At 66.7% G+C, this 25,206-nt stretch carries 26 protein-coding genes; 22 read left to right on the top strand and 4 right to left on the bottom strand.

The window, feature by feature from the left end; genetic code table 11:
• The first annotated feature begins 15 nt into the window (after positions 1 to 15).
• Positions 16 to 1,260, top strand: coding sequence for a Zn-dependent hydrolase (locus JHD80_RS09405; protein ID WP_199086384.1), 1,245 nt, complete (start codon positions 16 to 18; stop codon positions 1,258 to 1,260).
• Positions 1,261 to 1,448: 188 nt separating this feature from the next.
• Here the strand turns inward: JHD80_RS09405 and JHD80_RS09400 are convergent, their stop codons facing one another.
• Positions 1,449 to 2,399 carry a LysR family transcriptional regulator gene (locus JHD80_RS09400; protein WP_199086382.1) on the bottom strand — a complete coding sequence of 317 codons (951 nt, stop codon included), beginning with the start codon at positions 2,397 to 2,399 and terminating at the stop codon, positions 1,449 to 1,451.
• A gap of 152 nt (positions 2,400 to 2,551) precedes the next feature.
• On the opposite strand from JHD80_RS09400, the gene JHD80_RS09395 reads away from it, so the two are divergent.
• The 5 genes from JHD80_RS09395 to JHD80_RS09375 all read left to right on the top strand — a co-directional run bounded on the left by JHD80_RS09395 (position 2,552) and on the right by JHD80_RS09375 (position 7,429).
• Positions 2,552 to 3,226: an RraA family protein gene (locus tag JHD80_RS09395; RefSeq protein WP_199086380.1), complete on the top strand. Its 675-nt coding sequence runs from the start codon at positions 2,552 to 2,554 to the stop codon at positions 3,224 to 3,226.
• A 79-nt stretch (positions 3,227 to 3,305) separates the two neighbouring features.
• Positions 3,306 to 4,829, top strand: coding sequence for an ABC transporter substrate-binding protein (locus tag JHD80_RS09390; RefSeq protein ID WP_199086378.1), 1,524 nt, complete (start codon positions 3,306 to 3,308; stop codon positions 4,827 to 4,829).
• Between the two features lie 94 nt (positions 4,830 to 4,923).
• Positions 4,924 to 5,841: an ABC transporter permease gene (locus JHD80_RS09385; RefSeq protein ID WP_199086376.1), complete on the top strand. Its 918-nt coding sequence runs from the start codon at positions 4,924 to 4,926 to the stop codon at positions 5,839 to 5,841.
• The gene (locus JHD80_RS09380) at positions 5,841 to 6,713 is read left to right on the top strand and encodes an ABC transporter permease (RefSeq protein ID WP_199086374.1); all 873 of its coding nucleotides are present in this window, start codon (positions 5,841 to 5,843) and stop codon (positions 6,711 to 6,713) included. The genes JHD80_RS09385 and JHD80_RS09380 overlap by 1 nt, the downstream gene beginning before the upstream one ends.
• Before the next feature lie 92 nt (positions 6,714 to 6,805).
• Complete coding sequence (locus JHD80_RS09375) at positions 6,806 to 7,429, top strand: FMN-binding negative transcriptional regulator (protein WP_199086372.1); 624 nt, start codon at positions 6,806 to 6,808, stop codon at positions 7,427 to 7,429.
• 17 nt (positions 7,430 to 7,446) lie between these two features.
• On the opposite strand, the gene JHD80_RS09370 is transcribed toward JHD80_RS09375, so the two are convergent.
• The 3 genes from JHD80_RS09370 to JHD80_RS09360 all read right to left on the bottom strand — a co-directional run bounded on the left by JHD80_RS09370 (position 7,447) and on the right by JHD80_RS09360 (position 10,253).
• Entirely contained in the window at positions 7,447 to 7,842 is a 396-nt protein-coding gene (locus tag JHD80_RS09370; protein ID WP_199086370.1) for a hypothetical protein, read from the bottom strand.
• An 84-nt stretch (positions 7,843 to 7,926) separates the two neighbouring features.
• Complete coding sequence (locus JHD80_RS09365) at positions 7,927 to 9,075, bottom strand: acyl-CoA dehydrogenase family protein (RefSeq protein ID WP_248311459.1); 1,149 nt, start codon at positions 9,073 to 9,075, stop codon at positions 7,927 to 7,929.
• Between the two features lie 14 nt (positions 9,076 to 9,089).
• A complete protein-coding gene (locus JHD80_RS09360; RefSeq protein ID WP_199086369.1) occupies positions 9,090 to 10,253 on the bottom strand; it encodes a dihydrodipicolinate synthase family protein in 1,164 nt (387 codons plus the stop codon).
• Positions 10,254 to 10,418: 165 nt separating this feature from the next.
• On the opposite strand from JHD80_RS09360, the gene JHD80_RS09355 reads away from it, so the two are divergent.
• The 16 genes from JHD80_RS09355 to JHD80_RS09280 form a co-directional block, all read left to right on the top strand.
• On the top strand, positions 10,419 to 11,471 hold the full coding sequence (locus tag JHD80_RS09355; protein ID WP_199086367.1) for a LacI family DNA-binding transcriptional regulator: 1,053 nt from the start codon (positions 10,419 to 10,421) through the stop codon (positions 11,469 to 11,471).
• A 25-nt stretch (positions 11,472 to 11,496) separates the two neighbouring features.
• Positions 11,497 to 13,089 (top strand): acyl CoA:acetate/3-ketoacid CoA transferase, encoded by a 1,593-nt coding sequence (locus tag JHD80_RS09350; RefSeq protein WP_199086365.1) that lies wholly within the window; start codon positions 11,497 to 11,499, stop codon positions 13,087 to 13,089.
• Positions 13,086 to 13,859, top strand: a complete 774-nt coding sequence (locus JHD80_RS09345; RefSeq protein ID WP_199086364.1) for an enoyl-CoA hydratase/isomerase family protein — start codon at positions 13,086 to 13,088, stop codon at positions 13,857 to 13,859. Before JHD80_RS09350 ends, JHD80_RS09345 begins: the two co-directional genes overlap by 4 nt.
• Position 13,860: 1 nt before the next feature.
• Entirely contained in the window at positions 13,861 to 14,622 is a 762-nt protein-coding gene (locus JHD80_RS09340; protein ID WP_199086362.1) for a 3-ketoacyl-ACP reductase, read from the top strand.
• A 112-nt stretch (positions 14,623 to 14,734) separates the two neighbouring features.
• Positions 14,735 to 15,403 (top strand): amino acid ABC transporter permease, encoded by a 669-nt coding sequence (locus tag JHD80_RS09335; protein ID WP_199086360.1) that lies wholly within the window; start codon positions 14,735 to 14,737, stop codon positions 15,401 to 15,403.
• Between the two features lie 9 nt (positions 15,404 to 15,412).
• Positions 15,413 to 16,063 (top strand): amino acid ABC transporter permease, encoded by a 651-nt coding sequence (locus JHD80_RS09330; protein ID WP_199086358.1) that lies wholly within the window; start codon positions 15,413 to 15,415, stop codon positions 16,061 to 16,063.
• 45 nt (positions 16,064 to 16,108) lie between these two features.
• Entirely contained in the window at positions 16,109 to 16,945 is an 837-nt protein-coding gene (locus JHD80_RS09325; RefSeq protein ID WP_199086356.1) for a transporter substrate-binding domain-containing protein, read from the top strand.
• 197 nt (positions 16,946 to 17,142) lie between these two features.
• Positions 17,143 to 17,865, top strand: coding sequence for an amino acid ABC transporter ATP-binding protein (locus JHD80_RS09320; RefSeq protein WP_282568374.1), 723 nt, complete (start codon positions 17,143 to 17,145; stop codon positions 17,863 to 17,865).
• Positions 17,866 to 17,958: 93 nt separating this feature from the next.
• A complete protein-coding gene (locus tag JHD80_RS09315) occupies positions 17,959 to 18,873 on the top strand; it encodes a LysR family transcriptional regulator (RefSeq protein WP_199086354.1) in 915 nt (304 codons plus the stop codon).
• 140 nt (positions 18,874 to 19,013) lie between these two features.
• Complete coding sequence (locus tag JHD80_RS09310; protein WP_199086352.1) at positions 19,014 to 19,820, top strand: nitrilase-related carbon-nitrogen hydrolase; 807 nt, start codon at positions 19,014 to 19,016, stop codon at positions 19,818 to 19,820.
• 15 nt (positions 19,821 to 19,835) lie between these two features.
• On the top strand, positions 19,836 to 20,504 hold the full coding sequence (locus JHD80_RS09305; RefSeq protein ID WP_199086350.1) for an RraA family protein: 669 nt from the start codon (positions 19,836 to 19,838) through the stop codon (positions 20,502 to 20,504).
• A gap of 95 nt (positions 20,505 to 20,599) precedes the next feature.
• Positions 20,600 to 21,640, top strand: a complete 1,041-nt coding sequence (locus tag JHD80_RS09300; protein ID WP_465246509.1) for an ABC transporter substrate-binding protein — start codon at positions 20,600 to 20,602, stop codon at positions 21,638 to 21,640.
• Positions 21,641 to 21,652: 12 nt separating this feature from the next.
• Positions 21,653 to 22,744: an ABC transporter ATP-binding protein gene (locus JHD80_RS09295; protein ID WP_199086348.1), complete on the top strand. Its 1,092-nt coding sequence runs from the start codon at positions 21,653 to 21,655 to the stop codon at positions 22,742 to 22,744.
• Positions 22,741 to 23,616: an ABC transporter permease gene (locus JHD80_RS09290; RefSeq protein ID WP_199086347.1), complete on the top strand. Its 876-nt coding sequence runs from the start codon at positions 22,741 to 22,743 to the stop codon at positions 23,614 to 23,616. Before JHD80_RS09295 ends, JHD80_RS09290 begins: the two co-directional genes overlap by 4 nt.
• A 12-nt stretch (positions 23,617 to 23,628) precedes the next feature.
• Complete coding sequence (locus JHD80_RS09285) at positions 23,629 to 24,423, top strand: ABC transporter permease (protein WP_199086344.1); 795 nt, start codon at positions 23,629 to 23,631, stop codon at positions 24,421 to 24,423.
• A gap of 114 nt (positions 24,424 to 24,537) precedes the next feature.
• Positions 24,538 to 25,206: hydantoinase/oxoprolinase N-terminal domain-containing protein (locus tag JHD80_RS09280; RefSeq protein WP_199086342.1), on the top strand; the 669-nt coding region annotated here is incomplete at its 3' end.

Below are 25,206 nucleotides of genomic sequence, written 5' to 3'. Positions count from 1 at the left end.
GGAGAGGAGACCGTCATGCCCAGCCTCGACACGGCCCGTATCGACATCGAGCGCTTCTGGACCACGATCGAGCGCTCGGCCGAGATCGGCCCGGGCCGGCCGGGCGGTCTCTCGCGCCTCGCGCTTTCCGATGCCGACAAGGAGGTGCGCGACACCTTCGTCGGCTGGTGCCGCGAGGCGGGTCTCACCGTTCGCGTCGACGGCATCGGCAACATCTTCGCCCGCCGCGCCGGCACCGATGACAGCCTGCCACCGGTGGTGATGGGCAGCCATCTCGACACCCAGATCAATGGCGGCCGCTTCGACGGCATCGCCGGCGTGCTCGGCGCGCTGGAAGTCTGCCGCACGCTCGATGCGCTCGGCCATCGCACGCGCCGGCCGATCGAGATCGTCAACTGGACCAACGAGGAAGGCGCGCGCTTCTCGCCGCCGATGGTCGGCTCCGGCTGCTTCGTCGGCGCCTATACGCTCGACTTCGCGCAAGGCCGCACCGACGAAGACGGCCGCACGATCGGCCAGGAGCTGGAGCGGATCGGCTATCGCGGCGCGATGGAAGCCGTGCCGCACGCCTTCGACGCCTATGTCGAGTTCCATATCGAGCAAGGCTATTATCTCGACCGCGACGGCATGCAGGTCGGCGTCGTCACCGGCGGCTTTCCGAGCACGGGCATGCTCGTCGAGTTCAAGGGCGAGACCGCCCATACCGGCCCCTGGCCGATGGAGCGCCGCCGCAACGCCCTTCTGGCCGGCGCCCGCCTGCTTGTCGAGACCGACGAGATCGGCTGGGCCTATGCCGCCGGCGGCGGCAAGGCGACGGCCGCGCGCCTCGCCGCCTGGCCGAACAAGCCGGGCATCCTGTCAGATTGGGCGCAGGCCGTCTGCGACGTCCGCCATCCCGATCCGGAAACCTCCGAGGTCATGGCCGAGCGCGTCCGCCGCGCCGTCGGCGAATCCGCCGCCCGCGCCGGCTGCACCGCCGAAATCCTCGATGTCTGGAAATGGGGCGGCAAGATCTTCGCGCAGGAGCTGATCGACAGCGTGCGCAAGACCTCGCTGGCGCTGGGCTACCGCACGCAAGATATCCTCAGCCAGGCCGGGCACGATGCCTATTTCGTCGCGCGCCATGCCCCCACAACGATGATCTTCGCGCCCTGCAAGGGCGGCATCACCCATAACAATGCCGAGCTTTGCACGAAGGAAGACCTGGAGCCCGGCCTCAACGTGCTCTTGCACACCGTCATGGCACGGGCCGATCGCTGAGAGACCGCGGAAACTCCCGAGCTCACTTATTTGATACGGAAACGCGCCGTCATTCCGGGCTTGACCCGGAATCCATCGGAGAGCGCTGAGCTTTACGGTGGATTCCGGATCGGCGCGGCTTCGCCGCTTGTCCGGAATGACGGTGTTACCGTGGTAACGAAGCAGGCAACCAATGGGCGTTGCGCCCCTTAGACGGCCTCCGCGGCCGGCTCCTCCTCCGTCGCGCCGAGCCGCTGCTCGAACAGCCGCAGGAACGCCTCTTCCGCGGCGCTGAGCTGCATGGCCGGGTTGGAGACGAAATAGAGATCGGCGCCGAGCAGGTCCTCGGACCGCGCGAGGTTCCACAGCGAACGGCTTTCCAGTGCCTCGGCCACCGAGGCCAGCGGCAGGATGCCGATGCCGAGGCCGGCGGCGATCATCCGCGTGACCTCTTCGAGATTGGGGCTTGAGCCGACGACCCGGCTGCCGAGCCCGGCCCCTTCCCGGACCGAGACCATCGGCTCCAGCGCGCCGTCCTGCCCGCAGGCGAGCGCAACGAAAGGCTCGTCGCGCAGTTCCGCCAGCGGCACGTCCGCGAGCCCAAACAGCGGATGACCGCGCCCGCACAGGATGCCGAATTCCTCGCGCAGCAGCGGGCGGCAATCGAGCCCGGCCAAAGGCTTCGACAGCAGGCAGAAGCCGAAGGGGCTGAGCTTCTGCGAGACCGCACGCACGATGTCCTGGCTGTTGGCGACATCGATCCGCACGCTGACGCCGGGATGCTTGCGGTTGAGCAGCGTCAGCGTCCGGTCGAGCGGCGGCAGCACGACATGGGTCACGACGAGCAGGCGCACCAGCCCGGTCAGGTCGTCATGGTCTTCCGACAGGCGGTCGCCGATCCGCGCCACGCTGCGGTAGATGTCGACGCATTCCTTATAGAGCAGTTCGCCGCGCTTGGTCAGGACGAAGCGGCGGCTGTCGCGCTGGATGAGCTGGCCGCCCAGCGTCTCCTCCAAGCGTTGAAGCGCCGCGCTGACCGTCGGCTGGCGCACGAGCAAACGGTCGGCCGCCCGCGTGATGCTGCGCTCCTCGACGATGACGAGGAAGGTATGCAGCAGGTTCCAATTGAGATGGTGCAGCTTCGGCTTCGTTCCGCTCAAGCGCGTATCTCTCTTCCGTTCGTGACCCCTGCCCCTTATGCAAACCCGCTGCCGTGGCAAGCCTATGCTTAGCATAGGAACTGTCTATTGGACCCGGTTTCGCGGCTTCCGTAGGTTCGGCAGAACGGACATTCTCCAGCGCAAGGGCGACCATGACAGCGACCGGATCATCGGCCGAAGCCTCGATCGCGCAGCGCGCCGCGCTCTTCCGCGAGATCGAGACCGCGACGCTCGGCCATATCCTGACCGAGGGTTTCATGGCTCCGGCGATCCAGTGCGTCATCGAGGGCCCGCGCGTCTGCGGCCCGGCTCTCACCGTGAGCGTTTCGCCCGATGACGGCGCGGTGCTCTCCTGCGCCCTGACGCAGGCGAAGCCCGGCGACATCCTCGTCATCGACCGCCAGGGCGACGACCGCCATGCCTGCTGGGGTGCGGTGATGACGGCCGCCGCGCAGGCCGCGGGCATCGTCGGCGTCGTCATCGACGGCTTCGTCACCGATGTCGCGGCGATCCGCGCCTCGGGCCTGCCGGTCTGGTGCCGCGGCCGCTCGCCGCTGACGACGAAGCTGCTCGGCAAGGGCGGCACGATCGGCGAGACCGTGAACTGCGGCGGCGCGACGGTGCGCCCCCGCGACCTCGTCCTCGCCGACGAGAACGGGGTCTGCGTCATCGATCCCGCCGAGGCCGAAGCGCTGGCCCGGACCTGCGCCGCCATGCAGGCGGCCGAGCCAGGCATCATCGAGCGCGTCCGCAAGGGCGAGCGCATCGACGAGATCAATGGCGCGAGGAAGCTCTGGGAAAAGTTGCGGGCCTCCAAGAGCCGCTAACAGACTCCGGCCGCAGAATCGCCCATAGAGGCGCGCTCCGGCCGGATGGATCATCCAGAAAACACAGGGGAACACACCGATGAAGATTTTTGGAACGACCGCGCTGGCCGGCGCGCTCTTGGCCGCCTCCTTCGCGCTGGCGCCAGTGCCGGCCCTAGCCGGCAAGGCCGACGACACGCTGAACGCCGCCTTCGCGCTGGAGCCGGAAGCGCTCGACACCTACAAGATCGCCGGCCGCGAGGGCCTGATCCTCGCCCGGCACATCTATGACGGCCTGCTTTACAAGGATCTCGACACCGGCGAGATCAAGCCGGCGCTCGCCAAGGCCTGGCGCTTCGTCGACCCGACCACGATGGAATTCGACCTGCGCGAGGGCGTGACCTTCCACAACGGCGCCAAGTTCACCGCCGACGACGTGGTCTACACCCTGACCACCGTGCTCGACCCGGCCTACGGCACGCGCTTCCGCATCGCCGTGGACTGGATCGACAAGGTCGAGAAGGTCTCGGGCTTCCAGGTCCGGATCAAGATGGCCAAACCCTTCGCGGGCGCCGTCGAGATGCTCGCCGATGCGCTGCCGATCTATCCGGCCGCCTATTTCAAGGAGGTCGGCTCGGCCGGCATGGCGGCCAAGCCCGTCGGCACCGGCCCTTACAAGCTCACCGAGATGACGCCGGGCATCCGCTATGCCTTCGAGCGCTTCGACGGCCATTATGCCGGCAGCCCGAAGGGCAAGCCCGCGATCGGCAAGATCGTCGTGCGCACCATCCCCGAGCTCAACACCCAGTTCGCCGAATTGATGGCCGGCAAGCTCGACTGGACCTGGCGCATCCCGCCGGACCAGGCCGCGCGCCTCGCCAGCCGCGTGCAGATCGTCAACGGCCCGATCATGCGCATCTCCTATGTCGGCATGACCGTGACCGGGAAGGGCAAGGACTACCCGACCAAGAACCTGAAGGTCCGGCAGGCGATCAACCACGCCGTCAACCGCGAGGCCATCGTCAAGGCCTTCGCCGGCGGCGCCTCGCAGGTCCTCAACGCCGCCTGCAACCCCAAGCAGTTCGGCTGTGCCCAGGACGTGACGAAATACGCCTATGACCCCGCCAACGCCAAGGCGCTGCTGACCGAGGCCGGCTTCGCCAACGGCGTCGATATCGAGATGGTCTTCGCCGCCATGCCGCGCCCGGTCGCCGAGGCGATCGCCAGCGATCTCGGCAAGGCCGGCATCCGCGTGACCTTGAACGAGCAGCAATATGCTGCCGGCGTGCAGAAATGGCGCGCAGGCGAACTGCCGGCCTTCTTCACCAACTGGGGCAGCTACGGCACCGGCGACGTCGCCTTCATCATCTCCAACTTCTTCGGTGGCGGCGCCGACGACCTCGTCCAGGACAAGGAGGTGATCGAGCTGGTCAATGCGGCCGACACCTCGCAGGACCGCGCGCTGCGCGAGGCGAACTACGCCAAGGCGCTGAAGAAGATCGCCGATCAGGCCTATTGGCTGCCGATGTACGACTTCAACATCAATTATGGCTTGTCCAAGGACCTGACCTTCAAGCCCCATCCGGACGAGTTCGCCCGCTGGTGGCTGTCGAGCTGGAAGTAACCGCTTCGGCCCTATCGCCGCGCCGCTACCGGCTTTCGCCTGGTAGCGGCCCCATCCCTGCCAGGCAGGCCGACCCGCTATCCCCGGAGCCGTCATGCTGCCCTTTCTCGCGCGCCGCCTGATCGTCGCCGCCCTCGTGGCGCTCGCCGTCTCGGCGGTCGCCTTCGGATTGATGTTCGTCTCCGGCGACCCCGCCGTCGTCCTCGCCGGACAGGCCGGCCGGGCGCAAGACGTCGAACTGATCCGCCACGCCTATGGCCTCGACCGGCCGATCCCGCTGCAGTTCCTGAGCTGGATCGGCAATGCCTTCACCGGCAATTTCGGCACGAGCCTCTATTTCAACCTGCCGGTGGCGCCGATCATCGCCGAGCGGCTCTCGGTCACGCTCGTGCTGGGCTCGGCCGCCTTCCTGCTCGCGCTCGTCGTCGCGGTTCCGCTCGGCATCCTCGCCTCGCTCAAGCCCGGCGGTACGCTCGACCGCATCGCCCTGATGCTCGCGGTGCTCGGCCAGGCGATCCCGAGCTTCTGGCTCGGCCTGATCCTGATCGTGATCTTCGGCGTCTGGTACGGGCTCGTGCCGATCTCCGGCACCGAGAGCTGGCAGGGCTATATCCTGCCCGTCGTGGTGCTCAGCTACTACGCCATGCCCGCCCTGATGCGCCTCACCCGCGCCGGCATGATCGACGTGCTTACCGCCGACTATATCCGTACCGCCCGCGCCAAGGGCGCCTCGCAGCCGCGCGTCCTGCTGGTCCATGCCCTGCGCAATGCCGTGCTGCCGCTGGTCTCGCTCGCCGCCGTGCAGTTCGGTCTGATGCTCTCGGGCTCGATCGTGATCGAGAGCGTCTTCGCCATCAACGGGCTCGGCCGCCTCGCGTGGGAATCGCTGCTGCGCAGCGACCTGCCGGTGGTGCAGGCGATCATCCTGATCCTCTCGCTGATCTACGTGACGCTGACGACCGTGGCCGACCTGATCAATGCCTGGCTCGATCCCCGCCTGAGGAGCGCCTGATGTCGATCGCCGACAGCCCTGCCATCCGCCGGCGCAAGCTTTTCAAGGGCCTGAGCGCCAGCAGCGCCATTCGCATCGGCGGCGGCCTGCTCGCCGTCATCGTCTTCGTCGCGCTCTTCGCGCCCTGGCTCTCCAGCCATGATCCGATCGCGCAGGATCTCGGCAAGCGCATGATCCCGCCCTTCTGGTATCCGGGCTCGGACCCGGCGCATCTCCTCGGCACCGACCATCTCGGCCGCGACTATCTCGCCCGCCTGCTCTATGGCGCTCGCGTCTCACTGCTGATCGGTCTCGGCGTCACGCTCTGCGCCGGGTTCATCGGCACGATGCTCGGCGTCGCCGCGGGCTATTTCGGCGGCCGCGTCGATATGGCGATCAGCTTTGTCGTGACGACGCGGCTGTCACTGCCGATCGTGCTGGTCGCGCTCGCGGCGGTCGCGCTCGGCGGCGCCTCGCTGAAGACGCTTGCGATCGTGCTGAGCCTGCTGCTCTGGGATCGTTTCGCCGTAGTCGTGCGCGCCGCGGCGCAGAGCCTGCGCAGCCGCGAATTCGTCCAGGCGACCCAGTCCTTCGGCGCCTCGCATCTCTACATCATGCTGCACGGCATCCTGCCGAACCTGCGCAACACGCTGATCGTGGTCGCGACGCTGGAGATCGCCAACGTCATCCTGCTGGAGGCCGCGCTCTCCTTCCTCGGCCTCGGCGCCCAGCCGCCGACACCGTCCTGGGGCCTGATGATCGCGGAAGGGCGCGAGCACATCCTGTTCGACCCCTGGCTGATCGCCTTGCCCGGCGCAGGGCTTTGCCTCCTGATCCTGGCAGTCAACCTGCTCGGAGACGGCATCCGCGACGCGCTCGATGAACGGCGCTAAAGGTTAAACTGGACCAGATGAAACGCTGATAACTGGATATTCCGGCCAATCCAGATTGGTGGCATGAGGCCTCCGACAGAGGGAGTTTCCGCATGTACACCCCACCGGCCTTCCGCGACGAGGACAGGGACAGCCTCCTGGCGACAATCCGCTCCGCGCGGCTTGCCACCTTCGTCACCGCAACGGCGGAGGGGCCGCTGGCAACGCCGCTGCCGCTCTTCATCGATGCAAGCGAGGGCGAGCATGGGGTGCTCTATGGGCACCTGGCCAAGGCGAACCCGCAATGGCGGGTGCCGGCCATCGGCAACGGGCTTGCCATCTTCGCCGGTCCGGACGCCTATGTGACGCCGAGTTGGTATGCGCTGAAGCAGGAGACCGGCAAGGTCGTGCCGACCTGGAACTATGTGGCCGTTCAAGCCTCCGGCCCGGTGGAGTTCTTCGACGACCCCGCCCGGCTGCGGGATGTCGTCACCCGGCTCACCAACCTGCACGAAGGCGAGAGAACCGCGCCTTGGGCGGTCTCCGACGCGCCGCCCGAATTCATCCAGTCCCACCTGCGCGGCATCGTCGGCCTGCGCATGCCGATCGCGTCGCTCGAAGGCAAGCGCAAGCTCAGCCAGAACCGCAGCCCGGCGGACCGCGCCGGCGTGGCGGCGGGTCTCGCCGAGAGCGAGCGGCCGATGGACCGCCATGTCGCGACCCTGATCCCCTCCTAGGGAACGGGCCGGCCGGTTCAGGTCGCCCGCTTGGCGACGATGGTCAGTTCGCCGTCATCGTCGAGCGAAGCCATCACCACGTCGCGGGATGTGAAGCCCTTCGTGGCAAGCGCCGATTTCAGCTTCGGCTCGTTCTCGATCGTGGCCTGAATCTGCTGAAGCTGCCCGGCCGGCTGCGCCTTTGACTGTTGCGCCACCTGTTCCTGGGTCGCGGCCGGCAAGGCGTCCAAATCGACGACGCTGACCGACTTGATCGTGGCGGCCCTCTCATCCGAGGGGGCGGATCGAGCTGGCGGTGCCGGCGTGGCGGGCGCTTGCGCCATGGCGCTGCCCGAGACGAGCAGCGCGGTTCCGATGGCAATCATGGCCTTTCGCATGGAGAGTTCTCCTCTGTATTGGCGATGAGTAGCCATCGGACAGTCCAAATGCGGTCTCAGCCTGAAGCCGGTCTGGTCATTTCGCGGTGATGTTGTGGCGAGAGCTGCCACAACATGGTTTCAAGCACCGTTCCTGATCAATTCCCGCGCGATGATCGTGCGCTGGATCTGGTTGGTGCCTTCGTAGATCTGGGTAATCTTCGCGTCGCGATAGAGCCGCTCGACCTCGAAGCCGCGGATATAGCCGGAGCCGCCGAAGACCTGCACGGCGTTCGCCGTCTGCGCCACCGCCATGTCGCTGGCGAAGCACTTGGCCATCGAGGAGGCGGAGGTCGCGGGCTTCTCGTGGTCGATCAGCAGCGCAGCGCGCTCGACCAGCGCACGGGCGGCCGCGATGTCCTTGGCCATGTCCGCCAGCAGCCATTGCAGGCCCTGGTTGTCGAGGATCGGCTTGCCGAACTGGCGCCGGTCACGAGCGTAGCCAAGCGCCGCCTCCAGCCCCGCCTGCGCGATGCCGACCGCCAGCGAGGCGATGCCGACGCGGCCCTTCTCGAGCACGCTCATCATGATATGGAAGCCGCGCCCCTTGGGGCCCAGCAGCGCCTCGCGCGGCACCGTGACGCCGTCGAAGTTGAGCGCACCGACCTGGCTGGCGCGCTGTCCCATCTTGTGCTCCTTCGGCCCGCGCGAGACGCTCGGCGCATGCAGATCGACCAGGAAGATGCTCATGCCGCGATGGCCGGCGGCAGGATCGGTCGAGGCCAGCACGAAGCCGAGATCGGCGACCGGCGCGTTGTGGATCCAGAGCTTGCCGCCGTCGATGACATAGCCGTCGGCCGTCTCGCGCGCGGTCGTGCGGACATTGGAGAGGTCGGAGCCCGCCTCGGCCTCGGTCAGGCAATAGGCGACGCGCGTCTTGCCCGCGAGGATATCGGGCAGGCGCTTGAGCTGCTCCGGCGTGCCGTAACGGGTGAGCAGCGTGCCGATCAATTCGACGAGGCCGCACTGGTCGGCGACCGAGGCATAGCCGCGGGAGAGCTCCTCCATGACGATGGAGTACGCATAGGTATCGAGACCGGCGCCGCCATGCGCCTCCGGCACGGTGATGCCGAACAGGCCGAGCGAGCCCATTTGGGCGTAAATGTCGGCCGGAAAAGTCTCGTCGCGATCGAGATCGACGGCGGCGGGCCTGACGACATCCTCGGCGAAGCGCCGGGCGGTCTCACGGATCTGGTCGTAGATTTCGGCGTCGAGCAGCGGGGCGTGCATGATTTGCTTCCTCCTCAGGCGACACCATTGACGGCGCAGAGATGGGTCATCCGGCGCGCCGCCAATTCGGGATCGATCAGGAGCCCCGACTGGTCGGCGAGGCGGAAGAGATCGGCGTAATGCAGGATGCCGCGCGCGGATTCGGCACCGCCAACCATGCGGAAATGGCTCTGGAAGCCGTTCAGCCAGGCGAGGAAGACGACGCCGCATTTGTAATGCTGCGTCGGCGCCTCGAAGAGCCGGCGCGAGAGCGCGACGGTCGGGTCGAGGATGGCGTGGAAGCCGGCGCGATCCCCCGCCTCCAGCCTGGCGAAGGCGGCGGCCGCAGCCGGTGCGATCGGATCGAATATCCCCAGCAGCCCGTGCGAGAAGCCTTGATCGTCGCCGCCGATCAGCTCTGCATAGTTGAAATCGTCGCCGGTATACATGACCACGCCCGCCGGCAGGCGCCGGCGCATTGTGATCTCCTTGCCGGCGTCGAGCAGCGAGATCTTGATGCCGTCGATCTTGTCGGCGTGCTCGCCGATCAGGGTGAGCACCGTCTCCATCGACGGCTCGAAATCGCGGCTGCCCCAGTAGCCGGCGAGCGCCGGATCGAACATCTCGCCGAGCCAGTGCAGGATGACCTTTCCCGAGCATTGGCGGATCAGGCGGCCATAGACGGCGAGATAATCCTCCGGCCCCTTCGCGACGCGGCAGAGCGCGCGGCTCGCCATCAGGATGATCTTGCCGCCGTGCTCCTCTATATGGCCGATTTGCTCCTCATAGGCGCGGATCACGTCGTCGAGGCTTCGAGCGTCCTGCGGCGCAAGCTGATCGGTGCCGGCGCCGCAGGCGAGATCGGCGCCCGGCGTCGCCTTGGCCTCGGCGAGGACGCGGGTGATCAGCTCCGCCGCGTTCTGCCAGTCCAGCCCCATGCCGCGCTGGGAGGTGTCCATCGCCTCGGCGATCTTGAAACCCAGGCCCCAGAGATGGCGCCGGAAGGCCAGCGTCGCATCCCAATCGACGGCCGGCTCGCGCCAGGGATCGACCAGCCTGAGCGGATCGGCGACGACATGGGCAGCGGCATAGACGGTGCGAATACCGTTGGCCTTGGCTGCACGCGGGAAAGGCGAAGACGGCGCCAGCCTGTAGCGCTCGCTGCTGCCCTCCATGCGGGGCAGGCTGATCTCGACCATCGCTTCCTCCGGTTATTTATTGGAACGTTCCAATAAAGGAACGCGTTTCCAGCCTTATACAGGCGTGCAAAAAGCTTTGAAAGAGGGATATTGCGCACCGATCCATTCGCTGATAATGGAACGTTCCAAGAAAAGAACAGCGCCACGCGCATCAGGGGCGAAACGATGCCGCAGCCGCAAGGCAGCAACGGAAAGGTGACGATCATCGAGATCGCGGACGCCGCCGGCGTCTCGAAATCGACGGTCTCGCTCGTCCTCACGGGCCGCGGCGCAGTGAAGCCCGAGACCCGCCAGCACGTCCTGCAGACGATGGACCGGCTCGGCTATGTCTATAATCGCGGCGCCGCCAATCTGCGCAATGCGCAGTCCCGCATCGTCGGCCTCGTCCTCAACGACCTCTCCAACCCGTTCTTCGCGGAATTCGCCATCGGCGTGGAGAAGGTCCTGCAGATGGCCGGCTACGTCGCCTTTATGGCCAACACCGCCGAAAGCGTGGTGCGGCAGGAACAGGTGATGCGGATGATGCGCGAGCACGGCGCCGGCGGCATCATCCTTTGTCCGGCGCTGGATACGCGGCCCGAGCATCTCGACTGGGCCAAGGCGGCCGGAACCGCGCTGCTGGTCGCGATCCGCCGCCTGCCCGGTGCCGAGACAAGCGTCGTCGTGCCGGAAAATCTGGTTGGCGCCAGCCGCGTCACGCGCCATCTCATCAATCTCGGTCACGAGCGCATCGCCTTCCTCGGCGGCATGCATTCCATGGTCGTCCGGCAGGAGCGCCATGGCGGCTTCCTCTCGGCGATGGAAGCGGCCGGCCGCAATGTCGACCCGGCGCTCAATCTCGAGAGCATGCCGACGCGCGACGGCGGCTTCGGCGCGATGAGCGCGGTGCTCTCCCTCGCCGACCGGCCGACCGCGGTCGTCTGCTACAACGACGTCACAGCCATCGGCGCGATGCTGGCCGCCGCACGCCACGGTCTCGTCGTCGGGCGCGATATCGCCATCGTCGGCTTCGACGATACCAGCGAGGCGCGCCATGTCTCGCCCGCGCTGACCACCGTCGCGGTCGATCCCGTCGGCCTCGGCGAGCGCGCCGCAGCGCTGCTGCTGAAGCAGATCAACGATCCCTCAGCGGAGCCCGAAAGCTTCATCGGCCCCGCCCATCTCGTCATCCGCGAATCCTGCGGCGCCTATCAGCGCGCGCTCGCTGCCGCCGGCTGATCCCTTTTTCGAAGAGACGCAACCCATGGCCTTCCCCCGCATCCTCTCCGCCGACGAAGCCGCCGCCCTGATCCCGGACCAGGCGATCGTCACGGTCTCCTCCTCCTCCGGCCTCGGCTGCCCGGATGCCGTGCTGGCGGCGATCGGCCGACGCTTCGACGCCTCCGGCCATCCGCGCAACCTGACGACGCTGCATCCGATCGCGGCCGGCGACATGTGGGGCGTCAAGGGCGTCGACCACATCGCCAAGCCCGGCCTGCTGGCGCGGATCATGGGCGGTTCCTACCCCTCCGGCCCGTCCTCGGCCGAGCCGCCCGCGATCTGGCAGATGGTCACGGGCAATGAGATCCCGGCCTACAACATCCCCAGCGGCATCCTGTTCGACATGCATCGCGAAGCCGCCGCCAAGCGGCCGGGCGTGCTGACCAAGATCGGCATGGACACTTTTGTCGATCCCAAGCACCAGGGCTGCGCCATGAACGCGCGCGCCATGGCCGAACCAATCGTCAGCCGCGTGGAGTTCGATGGCGAGGACTGGCTCTATTTCCGCAGCATCGTCCCGAAGGTCGCGATCATCCGCGCCACCACGGCCGACGAGCGCGGCAATCTCTCCTACGAGCATGAAGGCGGCCTGCTCGGCCCGCTCGATCAGGCGCTGGCCGTGCGCAACAATGGCGGCATCGTCATCGCGCAGGTGAAGCGCGTGGTCGAAGCCGGCAGCCTCAACACGCAGGCAGTCTTCGTGCCCGGCATCCTCGTCGATGCGATCGTGGTCGCGCCCGACCAGATGCAGACGACGCAGACCGTCTACGACCCCGCGATCTCCGGTGAGGTGCGCCGGCCGCTGTCGAGCTTCGAGACCCCGGCTTTCGACGTCGCCAAGGTGATCGCGCGCCGCGTCGCGCAGGAGCTTCGCTACGGCGACGCCGTCAATATCGGCTTCGGCATCTCGGCTAATGTCCCGCGTATCCTGATCGAGGAAGGCCAACACGGCGCGGTCACCTGGGTGATCGAGCAGGGCGCGGTCGGCGGCGTGCCGCTGCTCGAATTCCAGTTCGGCTGCGCCTCCAATGCCGAGGCGATCGTCCCCTCCCCCTATCAGTTCACCTACTTCCAGGGAGCGGGCTTCGACCTATCGCTGCTCTCCTTCCTGCAGATCGACCGGCAAGGCTGCGTCAACGTCTCCAAGCTCGGCGTACGCCCGCATGTCACGGCGGGCGCCGGCGGCTTCATCGACATCACCGCGCGGGCCAAGCGCATCGTCTTCTCCGGCTATTTCAGCGCCGCCGCCAAGCTCGCGATCGCCGATGGCAAGCTCGTCATCGAGAAGGAGGGCAAGGTGAAGAAGCTGGTCGAGGCGGTCGAGCACATCTCCTTCTCCGGCCCGCGTGCGATCGCCCAAGGCCAGGACATCACCTATGTCACCGAGCGCTGCGTGATGAAGCTGACGGCCGAGGGCATCGTCGTCACCGAGATCGCACCCGGCGTCGATCTGGAGCGCGATATCCTGAGCCAGAGCGAGTTCCCGCTGCTGGTGCCGCAGCAGCCGAAGCTGATGGACGCCGCGCTCTTCGATGACGCCCTGATCGGCCTCGAACTCCCCGCGAGGGCGGCATGAGCGAGCCCGTCCGCCTCGACATCGCCCAGGGCATCGCGACGATCACGCTCGCCCGGCCGGAAAAGCTCAACGCGCTCGACGACGTCATGGTCGGCCTGCTCGGCCGCTTTGCCGATGCGATCGACGCCGATCGCTCTGTCCGCGCCGTCATCCTGACGGCCGAGGGAAAGGCCTTCTGCGCCGGCGGCGATATCGTCGCCTGGGGCGGGCTCTCGGCCCTGGAGATGGGTCAGGGCTGGGTCCGCTCCGGGCATCGCGTCTTCGATAAGCTTGCCCGGGTGAAGCCGCCGGTCATCGCCGCGCTGAACGGCCATGCCCTCGGCGGCGGGCTCGAACTCGCCGTCACCGCCGATATCCGCATCTGCGAGGTCCAGGCCAAGATCGGCCTGCCCGAAACCGGGCTCGGCATGATCCCCGGCTGGTCGGGCACGCAGCGCCTGGTCCGGCGCCTCGGCGGGCAGGTCGCGCGCCGCCTTGCGCTCACCGGCGAAATCGTCACGGCCGAGACCGCGCTTTCGCTCGGCATCGTCGATCAGGTCGTCGAGAAGGGCGGCGCGCTCGCCGCGGCGCAGGCCATGGCCGAGCGGATCTGCCAGCGCGGTCCGGTCGCCAATATCGTCGTCAAGCAGCTCATCAATGCCGCCGAGGACGAGGATACCGGCGCGATCATGGAGACGTTGGCGAGCTCGTTCGTCTCCTATACGGACGACGTCAAGGAAGGCGTCTCCGCCTTCCAGGAAAAGCGCACGCCGACCTATCGGGGAGAGTGAGATGACACGTCCCGTCGCTCTCATCACCGGCGCCAGGCGCGGCATCGGCCGCGCCATCGGTATCGCCCTCGCCAAGGCCGGCTACGACATCGCTTTCACCGATATCGCCGAGGATGAGGCCGTCGCCGAAGCCGTGAAGCTGTTCGAGGCGGCCGGCGCGAAGGCCCGCTTCTTCAAGCATGATGTCGCGGCCGTCCCGAGCCATGCCGGCCTCGTCGCCGATGTGAAGGCCGCCTTCGGCCGGCTCGATCTCTTCGTCTCCAATGCCGGCATCGGCGCGCCTGTGCGTGGCGACATGCTGGAGATCACGGAGGAGAGCTTCGACCTCGTGATGGGCATCAACCTGCGCGGCGCCGCCTTCCTCAGCCAGGAGGTCGCGAAGGCGATGCTGGCGGACAGGCCGGAGCGTCCGGGAATCGTCTTCATCACCTCGGCTTCGACGGAGCTCGTCTCGATCGACCGGGCGCAATACTGCGTCTCCAAGCTCGGCCTCTCGATGTGGGCGAAGGCGCTCGCCGTCAGGCTGGCGCCGGAGGGCATTCCGGTCTTCGAAGTCCGGCCTGGCGTGATCCGCACCGACATGACCGCAAAGGTCGCGGCCAAATACGACGCCCGCATCGCCGACGGGCTGATCCCCGCCGGGCGCTGGGGCGAAGGCGAGGATGTCGCAGCCGCGGTCGCCGCCCTGACGAGCGGGCAATTCGCCTATGCGACGGGAACAGTGATCAATGTCGATGGCGGCTTGCTGATTCCGCGATTGTAGCAAGACTGGACCGGCACGACCGAGAAGCCGGCGGCAAGCCGGCCGGATATTCAGGGAGGACATGATCGATGCAGGCTGTCGAGCAGCGGAAGCCCCTGAGGGGCCTGTCCGCATGAGCTATGAATTCGATTTCACCGACGTCTTCGCGGCCTGGCCAGAACTGCTGCAGGGCTTGCTCAACTCGCTGGTGCTCTCGGCGCTGGCGATGGCGATCGGCATGGTGGTCTCGGTTGCCGGCGCGCTCGGCAAGACCTCGGGGCCGAAATGGCTGGTCTTGATCATCGACGAATATATCGAGCTGATCCGCAACACGCCGTTCCTGATCCAGATCTTCATGATCTATTTCGGCCTGCCCTCGCTCGGCCTGAAATTCTCCTCCAATGGCGCGGCACTGCTGGCACTGGTGGTGAATGTCGGCGCCTATGGCATCGAGATCATCCGCGCCGGCATCGAGAGCATCCAGAAGGGTCAGGTCGAGGCGGGCAAGTCGCTGGGCATGCGCCCGCTCCAGATTTTCCGCTACATCATCCTGAAACCGGCGATCCAGGCGATCTACCCTTCGCTGACCAGCCAGTTCATCCTGCTGATGCTGAACACCAGCGTCTGCTCGGCGATCGCGGCGAGCGAGTTGACGGCGGTGGCGGGCGATATCCAGTCGCGCACCTTCCGCAGCTTCGAGGTCTATTTCGTCGTCACCTGCATGTATCTTGGCCTCTCCGTCTTCTTCTGGTCGGTCTTCGCCGGCATCGAGCGCGCCTTCCTGCGCAAGCCAACCCGGTGAGGTGACGACATGCGCACGCTCGGATCAGGCGACATCATCTACATCATCATGGCAGTGCGCTGGACGCTGCTGCTTTCGCTCGTCGCCTTCCTCGGCGGCGCGCTCGGCGGCGTGCTGGTCGCGCTCGCCCGCACCGGCGAATACAAGTGGCTCAGGGTCGCCTCGGCCGGCTACATCAAGGTCTTCCAGGGCACGCCGCTCTTGATGCAGCTCTTCCTCGCCTTCTTCGTGCCCGGCCTGTTCGGCTGGTCGGTCGATCCCTGGATGGCGGCCGCGCTCGGCCTCTCGCTCCATGCCAGCGCCTTCCTGGGCGAGATCTGGCGCGGCGCGCTCGAGGTCGTGCCCCGCGGGCAATGGGAGGCTGCGACCTCGCTCGGCCTGCGCTACTGGCCGAAGATGGTGCTCGTCCTCGCGCCGCAGGCGGTCCGCATCGCCATTCCGCCGACGATCGGCTTCCTCGTGCAGCTCATCAAAGGCACCTCGCTCGCCTCGATCATCGGCTTCGTCGAGCTGACGCGCGCCGCGCAGATCATCAACAACGCGACCTTCCGGCCCTTCACGATCTTCGCGCTCGTCGCGCTGATGTATTACGTCATCTGCCGGCCGCTCTCGGCCTACAGCAAGAGGATGGAGCAGAAGCTCCTCGTCGCCGCGCGCTAGGCGCGGCTGCGCAATACCAAGCCTACACCCCAGAGGAGAACGTCCATGTCGCTGTTTAAATCGATTTGCCGCCGCAGCCTCGGCGCGCTGGTCTTCGCCGGCCTCGCTTCCGCCGCACTCCACGCCGCCCCGGCCCAGGCCGCCACGCCCGACGAGATCAAGGCCCGCGGCAAGCTGATGGTCGGCGTGCTCACCGACTATCCGCCCTTCGGCGGCACCGACGCCAACCAACAGCCGGCCGGCTACGATGCCGACGTCGCCGCGCTGATGGCCAAGTCGCTCGGCGTGAAGCTGGAGCTCGTGCCCGTCACCGGCCCGAACCGCATCCCCTACCTGCTGACCAACAAGGTCGACCTCCTGATCGCGACCTTCGGCATCACCCCGGAGCGCCAGAAGCAGGTGCTGTTCTCCAACCCCTACAGCACGTTGACGATCTATGTGCTGGCGCCCAAGAGCCTCAACATCAAGACGCCGGAAGACCTGAAGAACGTGACGATCAGCGTCGCGCGCGCCTCGACGCAGGACATCGCGCTCAGCGCCATCATCCCGCAGGGCACGCCGCTCAAGCGCTTCGACGACGATGCCACCACCCTCCAGGCGCTGATCTCCGGCCAGGTCCAGGCGATGGGCGCGAGCAACACCATTCTCGCCCAGCTCAACAAGGATTATCCGCAGCTCAATATCGAGCCGAAGATCACGCTGAAGGAGCAGGCCAACGGCATGGCCTTCCGCAAGTCCGACACCGCGCTGGCCGAGTTCTCCAACAAGTTCATCGCCGAGATCGACGGCAATGGCGAGCTCTCGAAGATCAACCAGAAGTGGTTCGGCATCCCCCTGCCGAAGCTGCCGCCGATGCCGGTGTTCGAATCCGGAAAGTTCTGATCGTCCATGCCACTACGACGTCGTCCCGGATCAGATCCGGGACGACGTACGGGCCGGCGCAATCGCGTCGGTTCCCGTCACAGCGCAAGCGCCCGGTCCCGAGGCCGGGCGCTTCTTCCACCAGCCAGTCCAGAACGGTTGTCCAGATGGCCGCTATCGCCTCACCCGAAGCCGAGATCGGCGCCCCGATCATCGAGATGCGCAAGGTCGACAAGTTCTATGGCGACTTCCACGTCCTGCGCGATATCGACCTCACGGTCTCGCGCGGCGAGCGCATCGTCATCTGCGGCCCCTCGGGCTCGGGCAAGTCGACGCTGATCCGCTGCCTGAACCAGCTCGAGGAGCATCAGAAGGGCGAGATCGTCATCGACGGCACCACCGTCCACGCCAGGCTCAAGGGCATCGAGGATATCCGCCGCGAGATCGGCATGGTCTTCCAGAGCTTCAACCTGTTCCCGCATCTCACCGCGCTGGAAAACTGCACGCTGGCGCCGATGAAGGTGCGCGGCACGCCGAAAGCCGAGGCCGAGGCCACCGCCCGCAAGATCCTGGAGCGCGTCCACATCCCCGAGCAAGCCCATAAATATCCGGTCCAGCTCTCCGGCGGGCAGCAGCAGCGCGTCGCGATCGCGCGCTCGCTCTGCATGAACCCGAAGATCATGCTGTTCGACGAGCCGACCTCGGCGCTCGACCCGGAGATGGTCAGCGAGGTCCTCGACACCATGGTCGAGCTCGCCGAGAGCGGCATGACCATGATCTGCGTCACCCACGAGATGGGCTTCGCGCGCAAGGTCGCCGACCGCGTGATCTTTATGGATGCCGGCGAGATCGTCGAGATGGCCCCGCCGGACCAGTTCTTCTCCGCCCCGCAAAGCGAGCGGACGCGCAAGTTCCTCGGTCAGATCCTGCACCACGCTTGACGCGCGTTCTACAGGCCTCGCTGTGGTCGCCCGGCCGGAATGGCGTTAGCCTGCCGGCCACGGACAGCCTGCCCCAGTGAAAGCGTCGTCGTCTTGAACCTGAAATTCCTGGAAACCTTCGTCTGGGTCGCAAGGTTGCGGAATTTCTCGCTCGCCGCGGAGAAGCTCTGCACGACGCAGGCCGCCGTCTCCAACCGCATCGCTACGCTCGAACGCGAGCTGGGCGTGCGCCTGTTCGAGCGCGACCTGCGCACGGTGAGCCTGACGCCGCATGGCCAGCGCGCCCTGCCGCAGGCCGAGGCGATCATGCGGCAGGTGGCCGAGCTCGAACGCTCGGTCGCCGATGCCGGCCAGATGCGCGGCACGGTGAGGATCGGCGCGATCGACTCGATCGTCTACGCCTGGCTGCCGCGCCTGATCGAGCGTGTGAAGGTCAGCTATCCGAATGTCGCCATCGACCTCAATGTCGACACCAGCCTGAACCTCGCGCGCCAGATCCAGGACGGCCAGGTGGATCTCGGCCTGATCATGGGGCCCGTCGTCGCGCCGCATATCCGTAATATCGAGCTCTGCGTCTTCGATTGTCTCTGGATCGCCGCGCCCGGGCTTGCGCTCAAGCCGGGGCGGCTGGCCATCGCCGATCTCGTCGACTACCCGATCTTCGCCTATTCGAAGGGCTCGCAGCCGCACCACTCCGTGCTGCGGGCGATCGAGGTTGCGGATGTCGATGCCGAGGCGGTCCGCGTCTTCAACTCGAACTCGCTCGCCACCATCACGCGCCTGATCCGCGACGGCGTCGGCGTCGCCGTGCTGCCGCAGGTCGTGGTCCAGGAATTCCTCGACAATGGCGACCTGCAGGTCCTCGAGGTCGACGCGAAGCTGCCGGCGCTGCATTTCCACGCCGTCTACAACGACAATCCCGGCAATGCCCTGCCCGCGCTCATCGCCGGCATGGCCGCCGAAATCGCGGCGTCCACGGCCCCTGCCCCGAGCTTGCGGCCGTCATAAACAATTCTTGTCGAGCCGGACAAGAATTTCGCGTTTGCCGGCACCGTCCGGCTTTGGTCTCCTGCCCCTCGGCCGACAGCAAGCAGGATATCCGCCGCAGAGCGCCCTGCCTCGATATCCCGGCCACAGGGAGAACGCCGGTGAAAGTCTCGCTCATCCAGATGAATTCGCAGGACGACAAGGCCGCGAACCTGAAAACCGCGCGCGCCATGATCGAGAAGGTCGTCGCCGAGGACAATCCCGACCTGATCGTGCTGCCGGAATACTACGCCTTCCTCGATGGCAGCCCGGCCGCGATGCGCGAGAGCGCCGAGACCTTCCCGAACGGCGAGAGCTATCGCCTGATGTCGGGCCTCGCCGAGAAGCACGGCGTCACCATCCATGCCGGCAGCGTCGCCGAGCGCGATGGCGACGACTATTTCAACGCGACCGTCGTGTTCGGGCCTGATGGCAAGGAGATCGCGCGCTACCGCAAGATCCATCTCTTCGATGTCGATGCGCCGGGCGGCGTCAGCTACCGTGAGTCCAATATGGTCTCGCGCGGCAAGGACGTCGTCACCTACCAGGTCGGCGACACCACGGTGGGCTGCGCGATCTGCTACGACATCCGCTTCCCCGAGCTCTTCCGCAAACTGCGCGATGCCGGCGCCGACGTGATCGTGCTGCCGGCCGCGTTCACGCTGATGACCGGCAAGGACCATTGGGAATTGCTGGCGCGGGCCCGTGCCTGCGAGACGCAGACCTGGTTCCTCGCCACCGGCCAGACCGGCACCCATGCCCAGGGCAAGAACGCCTGCTACGGCCATTCGATGGTGATCAACCCCTGGGGCCACGTCACCGCCCAGGTCTCGGACGGCATCGGCACCACCAGCGGCAAGCTCGATTTCGACTACACGGCCAAGGTCCGTGCCGCGGTGCCCGTCGCCAACCACCACGTCATCGCCTGATCCGGAGAGCCGCCCATGTTCATCGTCAACCCGATGCCGGCGCAGATCTCCGGCGAGCTGGTCTCCCTGCTGCAGCAATGCGAGGTCGCGACCATCGGCCATGTCCTGCATTCCGGCTTCGTCGATCGTGAGATCAGGGCGGTGCTGCCGACCAAGCGCATTGCCGGCACGGCGGTCACCATCCGCATCCCGCATGCGGATTCGACCGCGCTGCACTACCTCACCAAGCTGGTGCGCCCCGGCGATGTCGTCGTCATCGACCGCTGCGGTGACACCAAGCATGCCTGCTGGGGCGGCGTCGTCACCCATTCCATGAAGAATGCGGGCGTCGCGGCCGGCGTCATCGACGGCCCGGCGACGGATTTCTCCGAGATCGTCAAGACCGACATGCCGATCTGGTGCCGCGGCCCCTCCCCGATCACCACCAAGATCCTGGGCACCGAAGGCGCGATCAACGTGCCGGTCAGCGTCGGCGGCCAGACCATCGAGCCGGGCGATGCGGTGCTGTGCGACGAGAGCGGCGTCGTGGTGTTCAAGGCGGCGACGGCGGAGGCCTATGCCCGCAAGGCGATCGAGATGCAGCAGCAGGAACTCGTGCTGCTCGAGCGCTTGCGCAAGGGCGAGAAACTGCCCGACATTTCGGGCGCGACCGCGCTGGTGGAGGGCAAGCTCGCCAAGGCCTGAGCCTTGCATCGAACACGTCACAGAAGCGACCAGACCGAACGACGGGCGGCAAAGACCGCCTGCATAACCACAACAGAGGGGATCATCGCATGAATCTGTCGACCAAGCTCACCATCGCCGCCCTGCTCATGAGCGGTGTCTCCACGCAGGTGCTGGCGCAGCAGCAGACCGTCACCGTCATGGCCTATGCCGGCCTCTTCCAGGAGCGCTACACCAAGGCGGTGGTCGAGCCGTTCATGAAGGCCAATCCGGGCATCAAGGTCGAGTATTTCCCGATGCCGAACTCGGCCCAGATGCTGGGCACGCTGCGCGCCCAGAAGGCCGCGCCGCAGGCCGACGTCGTCATCATGGACGTTTCCGTCTCCAAGGCCGCGACCGACGAGAAGCTGTTCAACAAGATCGACGAGAAGGTCTCGAAGAACGTCGCCGATCTCTATCCCAACGCCCGCATCCCCGATGTCGACGGCGTCGCCGTGACCTTCGACAACCTCGTCATGCTCTATAACGGCGACACCGTGAAGGACGCGCCGAAGAGCTGGATGGATCTCGCCAAGCCCGAGTACAAGGGCAAGGTCGCGATCCCCGGCATGCCCGATATCCAGGGCCTCTCGCTGGTCCTGATCATGGACAAGGCCCGCGGCGGCACGGATTATCTCCAGAACGTCGACAAGGGCATTACCGCGCTCGGCGAGATCGCGCCCAATGTCCAGACCTGGGAGCCGAAGCCGGAAGTCTATCCGGTGATCATCTCCGGCCAGGCCGTAATCGGCGCCGGCTGGAACGCCCGCGCGCAGGTCAATGCCGACACCTCCGGCGGCAAGCTCAAGACGGTGCTGCCGCAGGAAGGCAGCGTCTTCCAGATCAACACGATCAACTATGTCGCCAATGGCCCGGGCAAGGATGCCGGCGCCAAGTTCATCGACTATGCCCTCTCGCCGGAAGCTCAGAAGGCCTTCACCGAGAGCATGTTCTACGCCCCGACCAACGCCAAGGCGCAGATCTCGGAGGCGGCCATCGCCCGCACCGCCGTCAAGTCGATGGACAAGGTCATCCCCGTCGACTGGATCGCGCTCGCCAAGGTCCGCGACCCGATCATGGAGCAATGGCGCCGCAAGGTGATCCCGCTGAGCCGCTGAGGACGCGCGATCATGACCGACCAGAGCACGGCACCGGACCAGGGTACGAATGGCACTGCGGGTGAAGGCTTCCTCTCCATCCGCGGGCTGACCAAGCGCTATGCCGGCTTCACGGCGGTCGACAATTTCGACCTCGAAGTGCCCAAGGGCGAGCTCGTCGCCTTCCTCGGCCCCTCCGGCTGCGGCAAGACGACCTCGCTTCGGATGATCGCCGGCCTCGTGCCGGCGACCGCGGGCCGCATCGTCGTCGGCGGGCAGGACCTCACCACGGTGGAAACGCATCGCCGCGACATGGGGCTCGTCTTCCAGAGCTATGCGCTGTTTCCGCATATGAGCATCGCCAGGAACGTCGCCTTCGGCCTGGAGATGCGGAAGGTGCCGAAGGACGAGATCGCCCGCCGGGTCAGGGAAGCGATCGCGCTCGTGCACCTCACCGGCAAGGAGGAGCACAAGCCGGCGCAGCTCTCCGGCGGCCAGCAGCAGCGCGTCGCGCTGGCGCGTGCATTGGTGATCCGCCCCTCGATCCTGCTGCTCGACGAGCCGCTCTCCAATCTCGACGCCAAGCTGCGCGACGAGATGCGCAACGAAATCCGCGACATCCAGAAGAGCTTGGGCATCACCGCGATCTTCGTGACCCATGACCAGGGCGAGGCCCTGACCATGTGCGACAAAGTCGTCGTGATGAACGAGGGCCGGCTGGAGCAGGTCGGCACGCCGGTCGATCTCTATGAGCGGCCGAAGACCGCCTTCGTCGCGAGCTTCGTCGGACGCACCAACCGATTGAAGGCCGTTGCGAAAGACGGCGCGGCGGAGTTCGCCGGCCAGCGCGTCCCCGCCCCTGCCGGCCTTTCCGGCCCGGTCCAGGTGATGATCCGGCCGCACCGCATCGCGCTCTCGCCGTCGACCGGCAGCGAAGGCGTTACCGGGACGATCGCCCGCGCGATCTTCTCCGGCGATATCCTGCAATATGATGTCGATGTCGGCGGCCAGATCGTCTCGGTCGAGCTCGCGACGCGCGGCGGCGAAACCGTGCTCGCGCCGGGCACGCAGGTCAGCCTGTCCTGGCGCCCGCAGGACATCTTCGTCTACGGGGCGGCGGCATGAGCGCGGCCACGGCCCTTGCGCCCGCCCTACCCCCGCGCCGCAGCAGGCTCGGGCTGATCGTCGCGCTCCTGGCGCCGATCGCGCTGATCAATGCGATCGGCTTCCTCGCGCCCGTGCTCAACCTCGCGCGCATGTCGTTCTACGAGGTGGAGCCGACCGGCGCGATGCGCGAGGTCTATACGCTGGCGACCTGGGCCAAGATGGTCACGGACAGCTTCTATGCCGAGCTGATCGTCAACAGCGTCTCGGTGAGCCTCGGCATCACCCTGCTGACGCTGGTCTGCTCCTACCCGATCGCGCTCTACCTGCATCGGTCGACAGGCACCTGGAAGACGATCCTGCTCGTGCTGGTGATCTCGCCGCTGCTGACCTCGGCGGTGGTGCGCACCTATGGCTGGATCGCGATCCTCTCCGACAGCGGCCTCGTCAACAATTCGCTCGGCGCGCTCGGCCTGCCGCCGCAGCGAATGATGTTCAACCTCACCGGCGTCACCATCGGCCTCACCGAGATCCTGATGCCCTACATGATCCTGGCGCTGCTCGCCGGCTTCGGCCGGCTCGACCCGCGCATCGAGGAAGCGGCCTCCACGCTCGGCGCTCCGCCCTTCACCATCTTCCGCCGCATCATCCTGCCGCTGACCCTGCCGGGCATCGCGCTCGGCTGCCTGCTTTGCTTCGTGCTGGCGGTCTCGTCCTTCATCACGCCGAAGCTGCTCGGCGGCGGGCGCGTCTTCCTGCTCGCGACCGAGATCTACGACCAGGCGATCGTCACGCTGAACTGGCCGCTCGCCGCGACGCTCTCGATCCTCGTCCTCGTCATCTTCGGCGGCGCGCTCGTGCTCTACACTCGCGCCCTGCGCGCAATCCTGTGAGGGAGGCCCGTCATGGATGAACGTCCCGTCTCGCTCACCCTGAAGATCCTCGCGGGGGTGATGTTCGCCTTCCTGCTGGCGCCGCTCATCGTCGTTCTGCCGATTTCCTTCTCCGGCGATGCCTTCATGACCTTCCCGCCGACGAGCTGGAGCCTGAAATGGTATCCGGCGATCTTCGCCAACAGCAAGATGACGGCGGCCTTCTGGACCAGCCTCGTGCTGGCCACTGTGGTCACCACAATCAGCCTCGCGATCGCGCTGCCGGCCGCCTATGCGCTGGTCAGGCTGAAGCCCGCCGGCGCGGAGGTGCTGTCGAGCCTGTTCACTGCGCCGCTGCTGCTGCCGACCATCGTGCTCGGCCTCGCGATCCTGATCGTCTTCGCCAGGCTCGGCCTGCTTGCTACCTTCCCCGGCCTCGTCCTCGCGCATCTCGTGGTGACGCTGCCCTATGCGCTGCGCGTCCTCACCACGGCGCTGGCCACCTTGCCGATCGCGGTCGAGGAAGCCGCCTCCACGCTCGGCGCCTCGCCCTTCACCGTCTTCCGCCGCATCACCTTGCCGATGATGAAATCGGGCCTGATCGGCACGACGGCTTTGTGTTTCCTTGTCTCCTTCGACGAGGTCGTGCTGTCGATCTTCATGACTGGCCCGCGCATCTCGACGCTGCCGGTCGCGATGTATCACCATGTCGAGCAGCAGGCGGACCCGCTCGTGGCGGCGCTCTCCGTGCTGCTCGTCGTCCTCAGCCTCGTCGTCGTGTTGGTGGTGGACCGCACCTCCGGCTTGGCCAAGACCTTCGTGAAATGACGCCCATGACGTTGCCCATGGCCGCCTGAGGCGCGCCAGCCCGACCGAACGCTGATCCTTCGACCAACCTGCCCCGCTCGCATGACCGCGAGCGGGAACCCTGGAGCTTTGCCTGTGGAGCCCGACATCCGCATCGCCGTCGATATCGGCGGCACCTTCACCGATATCGAGATCCTCGACGCCAATTCCGGCGCGATCCACCAGATCAAGACGCCGAGCACGCCGGCCGACCCCTCGATCGGCCTGATCACCGGCATCCGGCAGGCGTCCGAGCGCTTCGGCTTCCCGCTTGCAGCCGTGCAATACCTGCTGCACGGCACGACGATCGCGACCAATGCCGTGCTTGAACGCAAATTGCCGCTCGGCGCCGTCGTCACCACCGCGGGCTTCGAAGACGTGATGCAGATCGGCCGGCATGGCCGCACCGATGTCTACGCGATCACGCTCGCCCAGCCGCTGCCGCTGGTCGCGCGCCGCCTCTGCTTCGGCGTGAAGGAGCGCGTCAACGCGGCCGGCGAGATCACCGTGCCGCTCGACGAGGATGATCTCAGCCGCATCGCCAGCGAGATCGCCAAGGCCGGCGTCAAATCCGTCGCCATCTGCCTGCTCCATGCTTATGCCAACCCGGCCCATGAGCGGCGTGCCGGCGCCATCCTCTCGTCGCTGCTGCCGGGCGTCGCGATCACGCTGGCCTCCGACATTTCGCCCGAGATCCGCGAATACGAGCGCATGTCGACGACCGCGCTCAACGCCATGCTGGTGCCGATCGTGCAGCGCTACACC

Source organism: Allobosea sp. ASV33 (assembly GCF_016428755.1).
Lineage (GTDB): Bacteria > Pseudomonadota > Alphaproteobacteria > Rhizobiales > Beijerinckiaceae > Allobosea.
The sequence above is the reverse complement of the archived record's forward strand: the minus strand, read 5'-3'. Positions and strand labels throughout refer to the sequence as shown.

Bases quoted from the DNA above. Each gene is read 5' to 3' on its own strand.
- JHD80_RS09405 (WP_199086384.1), top strand. From the start codon at position 16: ATGCCCAGCCTCGACACGGCCCGTATCGACATCGAGCGCTTCTGGACC.
- JHD80_RS09395 (WP_199086380.1), top strand. From the start codon at position 2,552: ATGACAGCGACCGGATCATCGGCCGAAGCCTCGATCGCGCAGCGCGCC.
- JHD80_RS09390 (WP_199086378.1), top strand. From the start codon at position 3,306: ATGAAGATTTTTGGAACGACCGCGCTGGCCGGCGCGCTCTTGGCCGCC.
- JHD80_RS09385 (WP_199086376.1), top strand. From the start codon at position 4,924: ATGCTGCCCTTTCTCGCGCGCCGCCTGATCGTCGCCGCCCTCGTGGCG.
- JHD80_RS09380 (WP_199086374.1), top strand. From the start codon at position 5,841: ATGTCGATCGCCGACAGCCCTGCCATCCGCCGGCGCAAGCTTTTCAAG.
- JHD80_RS09375 (WP_199086372.1), top strand. From the start codon at position 6,806: ATGTACACCCCACCGGCCTTCCGCGACGAGGACAGGGACAGCCTCCTG.
- JHD80_RS09370 (WP_199086370.1), bottom strand. From the start codon at position 7,842: ATGGCTACTCATCGCCAATACAGAGGAGAACTCTCCATGCGAAAGGCC.
- JHD80_RS09365 (WP_248311459.1), bottom strand. From the start codon at position 9,075: ATGCACGCCCCGCTGCTCGACGCCGAAATCTACGACCAGATCCGTGAG.
- JHD80_RS09360 (WP_199086369.1), bottom strand. From the start codon at position 10,253: ATGGTCGAGATCAGCCTGCCCCGCATGGAGGGCAGCAGCGAGCGCTAC.
- JHD80_RS09355 (WP_199086367.1), top strand. From the start codon at position 10,419: ATGCCGCAGCCGCAAGGCAGCAACGGAAAGGTGACGATCATCGAGATC.
- JHD80_RS09350 (WP_199086365.1), top strand. From the start codon at position 11,497: ATGGCCTTCCCCCGCATCCTCTCCGCCGACGAAGCCGCCGCCCTGATC.
- JHD80_RS09345 (WP_199086364.1), top strand. From the start codon at position 13,086: ATGAGCGAGCCCGTCCGCCTCGACATCGCCCAGGGCATCGCGACGATC.
- JHD80_RS09340 (WP_199086362.1), top strand. From the start codon at position 13,861: ATGACACGTCCCGTCGCTCTCATCACCGGCGCCAGGCGCGGCATCGGC.
- JHD80_RS09335 (WP_199086360.1), top strand. From the start codon at position 14,735: ATGAGCTATGAATTCGATTTCACCGACGTCTTCGCGGCCTGGCCAGAA.
- JHD80_RS09330 (WP_199086358.1), top strand. From the start codon at position 15,413: ATGCGCACGCTCGGATCAGGCGACATCATCTACATCATCATGGCAGTG.
- JHD80_RS09325 (WP_199086356.1), top strand. From the start codon at position 16,109: ATGTCGCTGTTTAAATCGATTTGCCGCCGCAGCCTCGGCGCGCTGGTC.
- JHD80_RS09320 (WP_282568374.1), top strand. From the start codon at position 17,143: ATGCGCAAGGTCGACAAGTTCTATGGCGACTTCCACGTCCTGCGCGAT.
- JHD80_RS09305 (WP_199086350.1), top strand. From the start codon at position 19,836: ATGTTCATCGTCAACCCGATGCCGGCGCAGATCTCCGGCGAGCTGGTC.
- JHD80_RS09295 (WP_199086348.1), top strand. From the start codon at position 21,653: ATGACCGACCAGAGCACGGCACCGGACCAGGGTACGAATGGCACTGCG.
- JHD80_RS09290 (WP_199086347.1), top strand. From the start codon at position 22,741: ATGAGCGCGGCCACGGCCCTTGCGCCCGCCCTACCCCCGCGCCGCAGC.
- JHD80_RS09285 (WP_199086344.1), top strand. From the start codon at position 23,629: ATGGATGAACGTCCCGTCTCGCTCACCCTGAAGATCCTCGCGGGGGTG.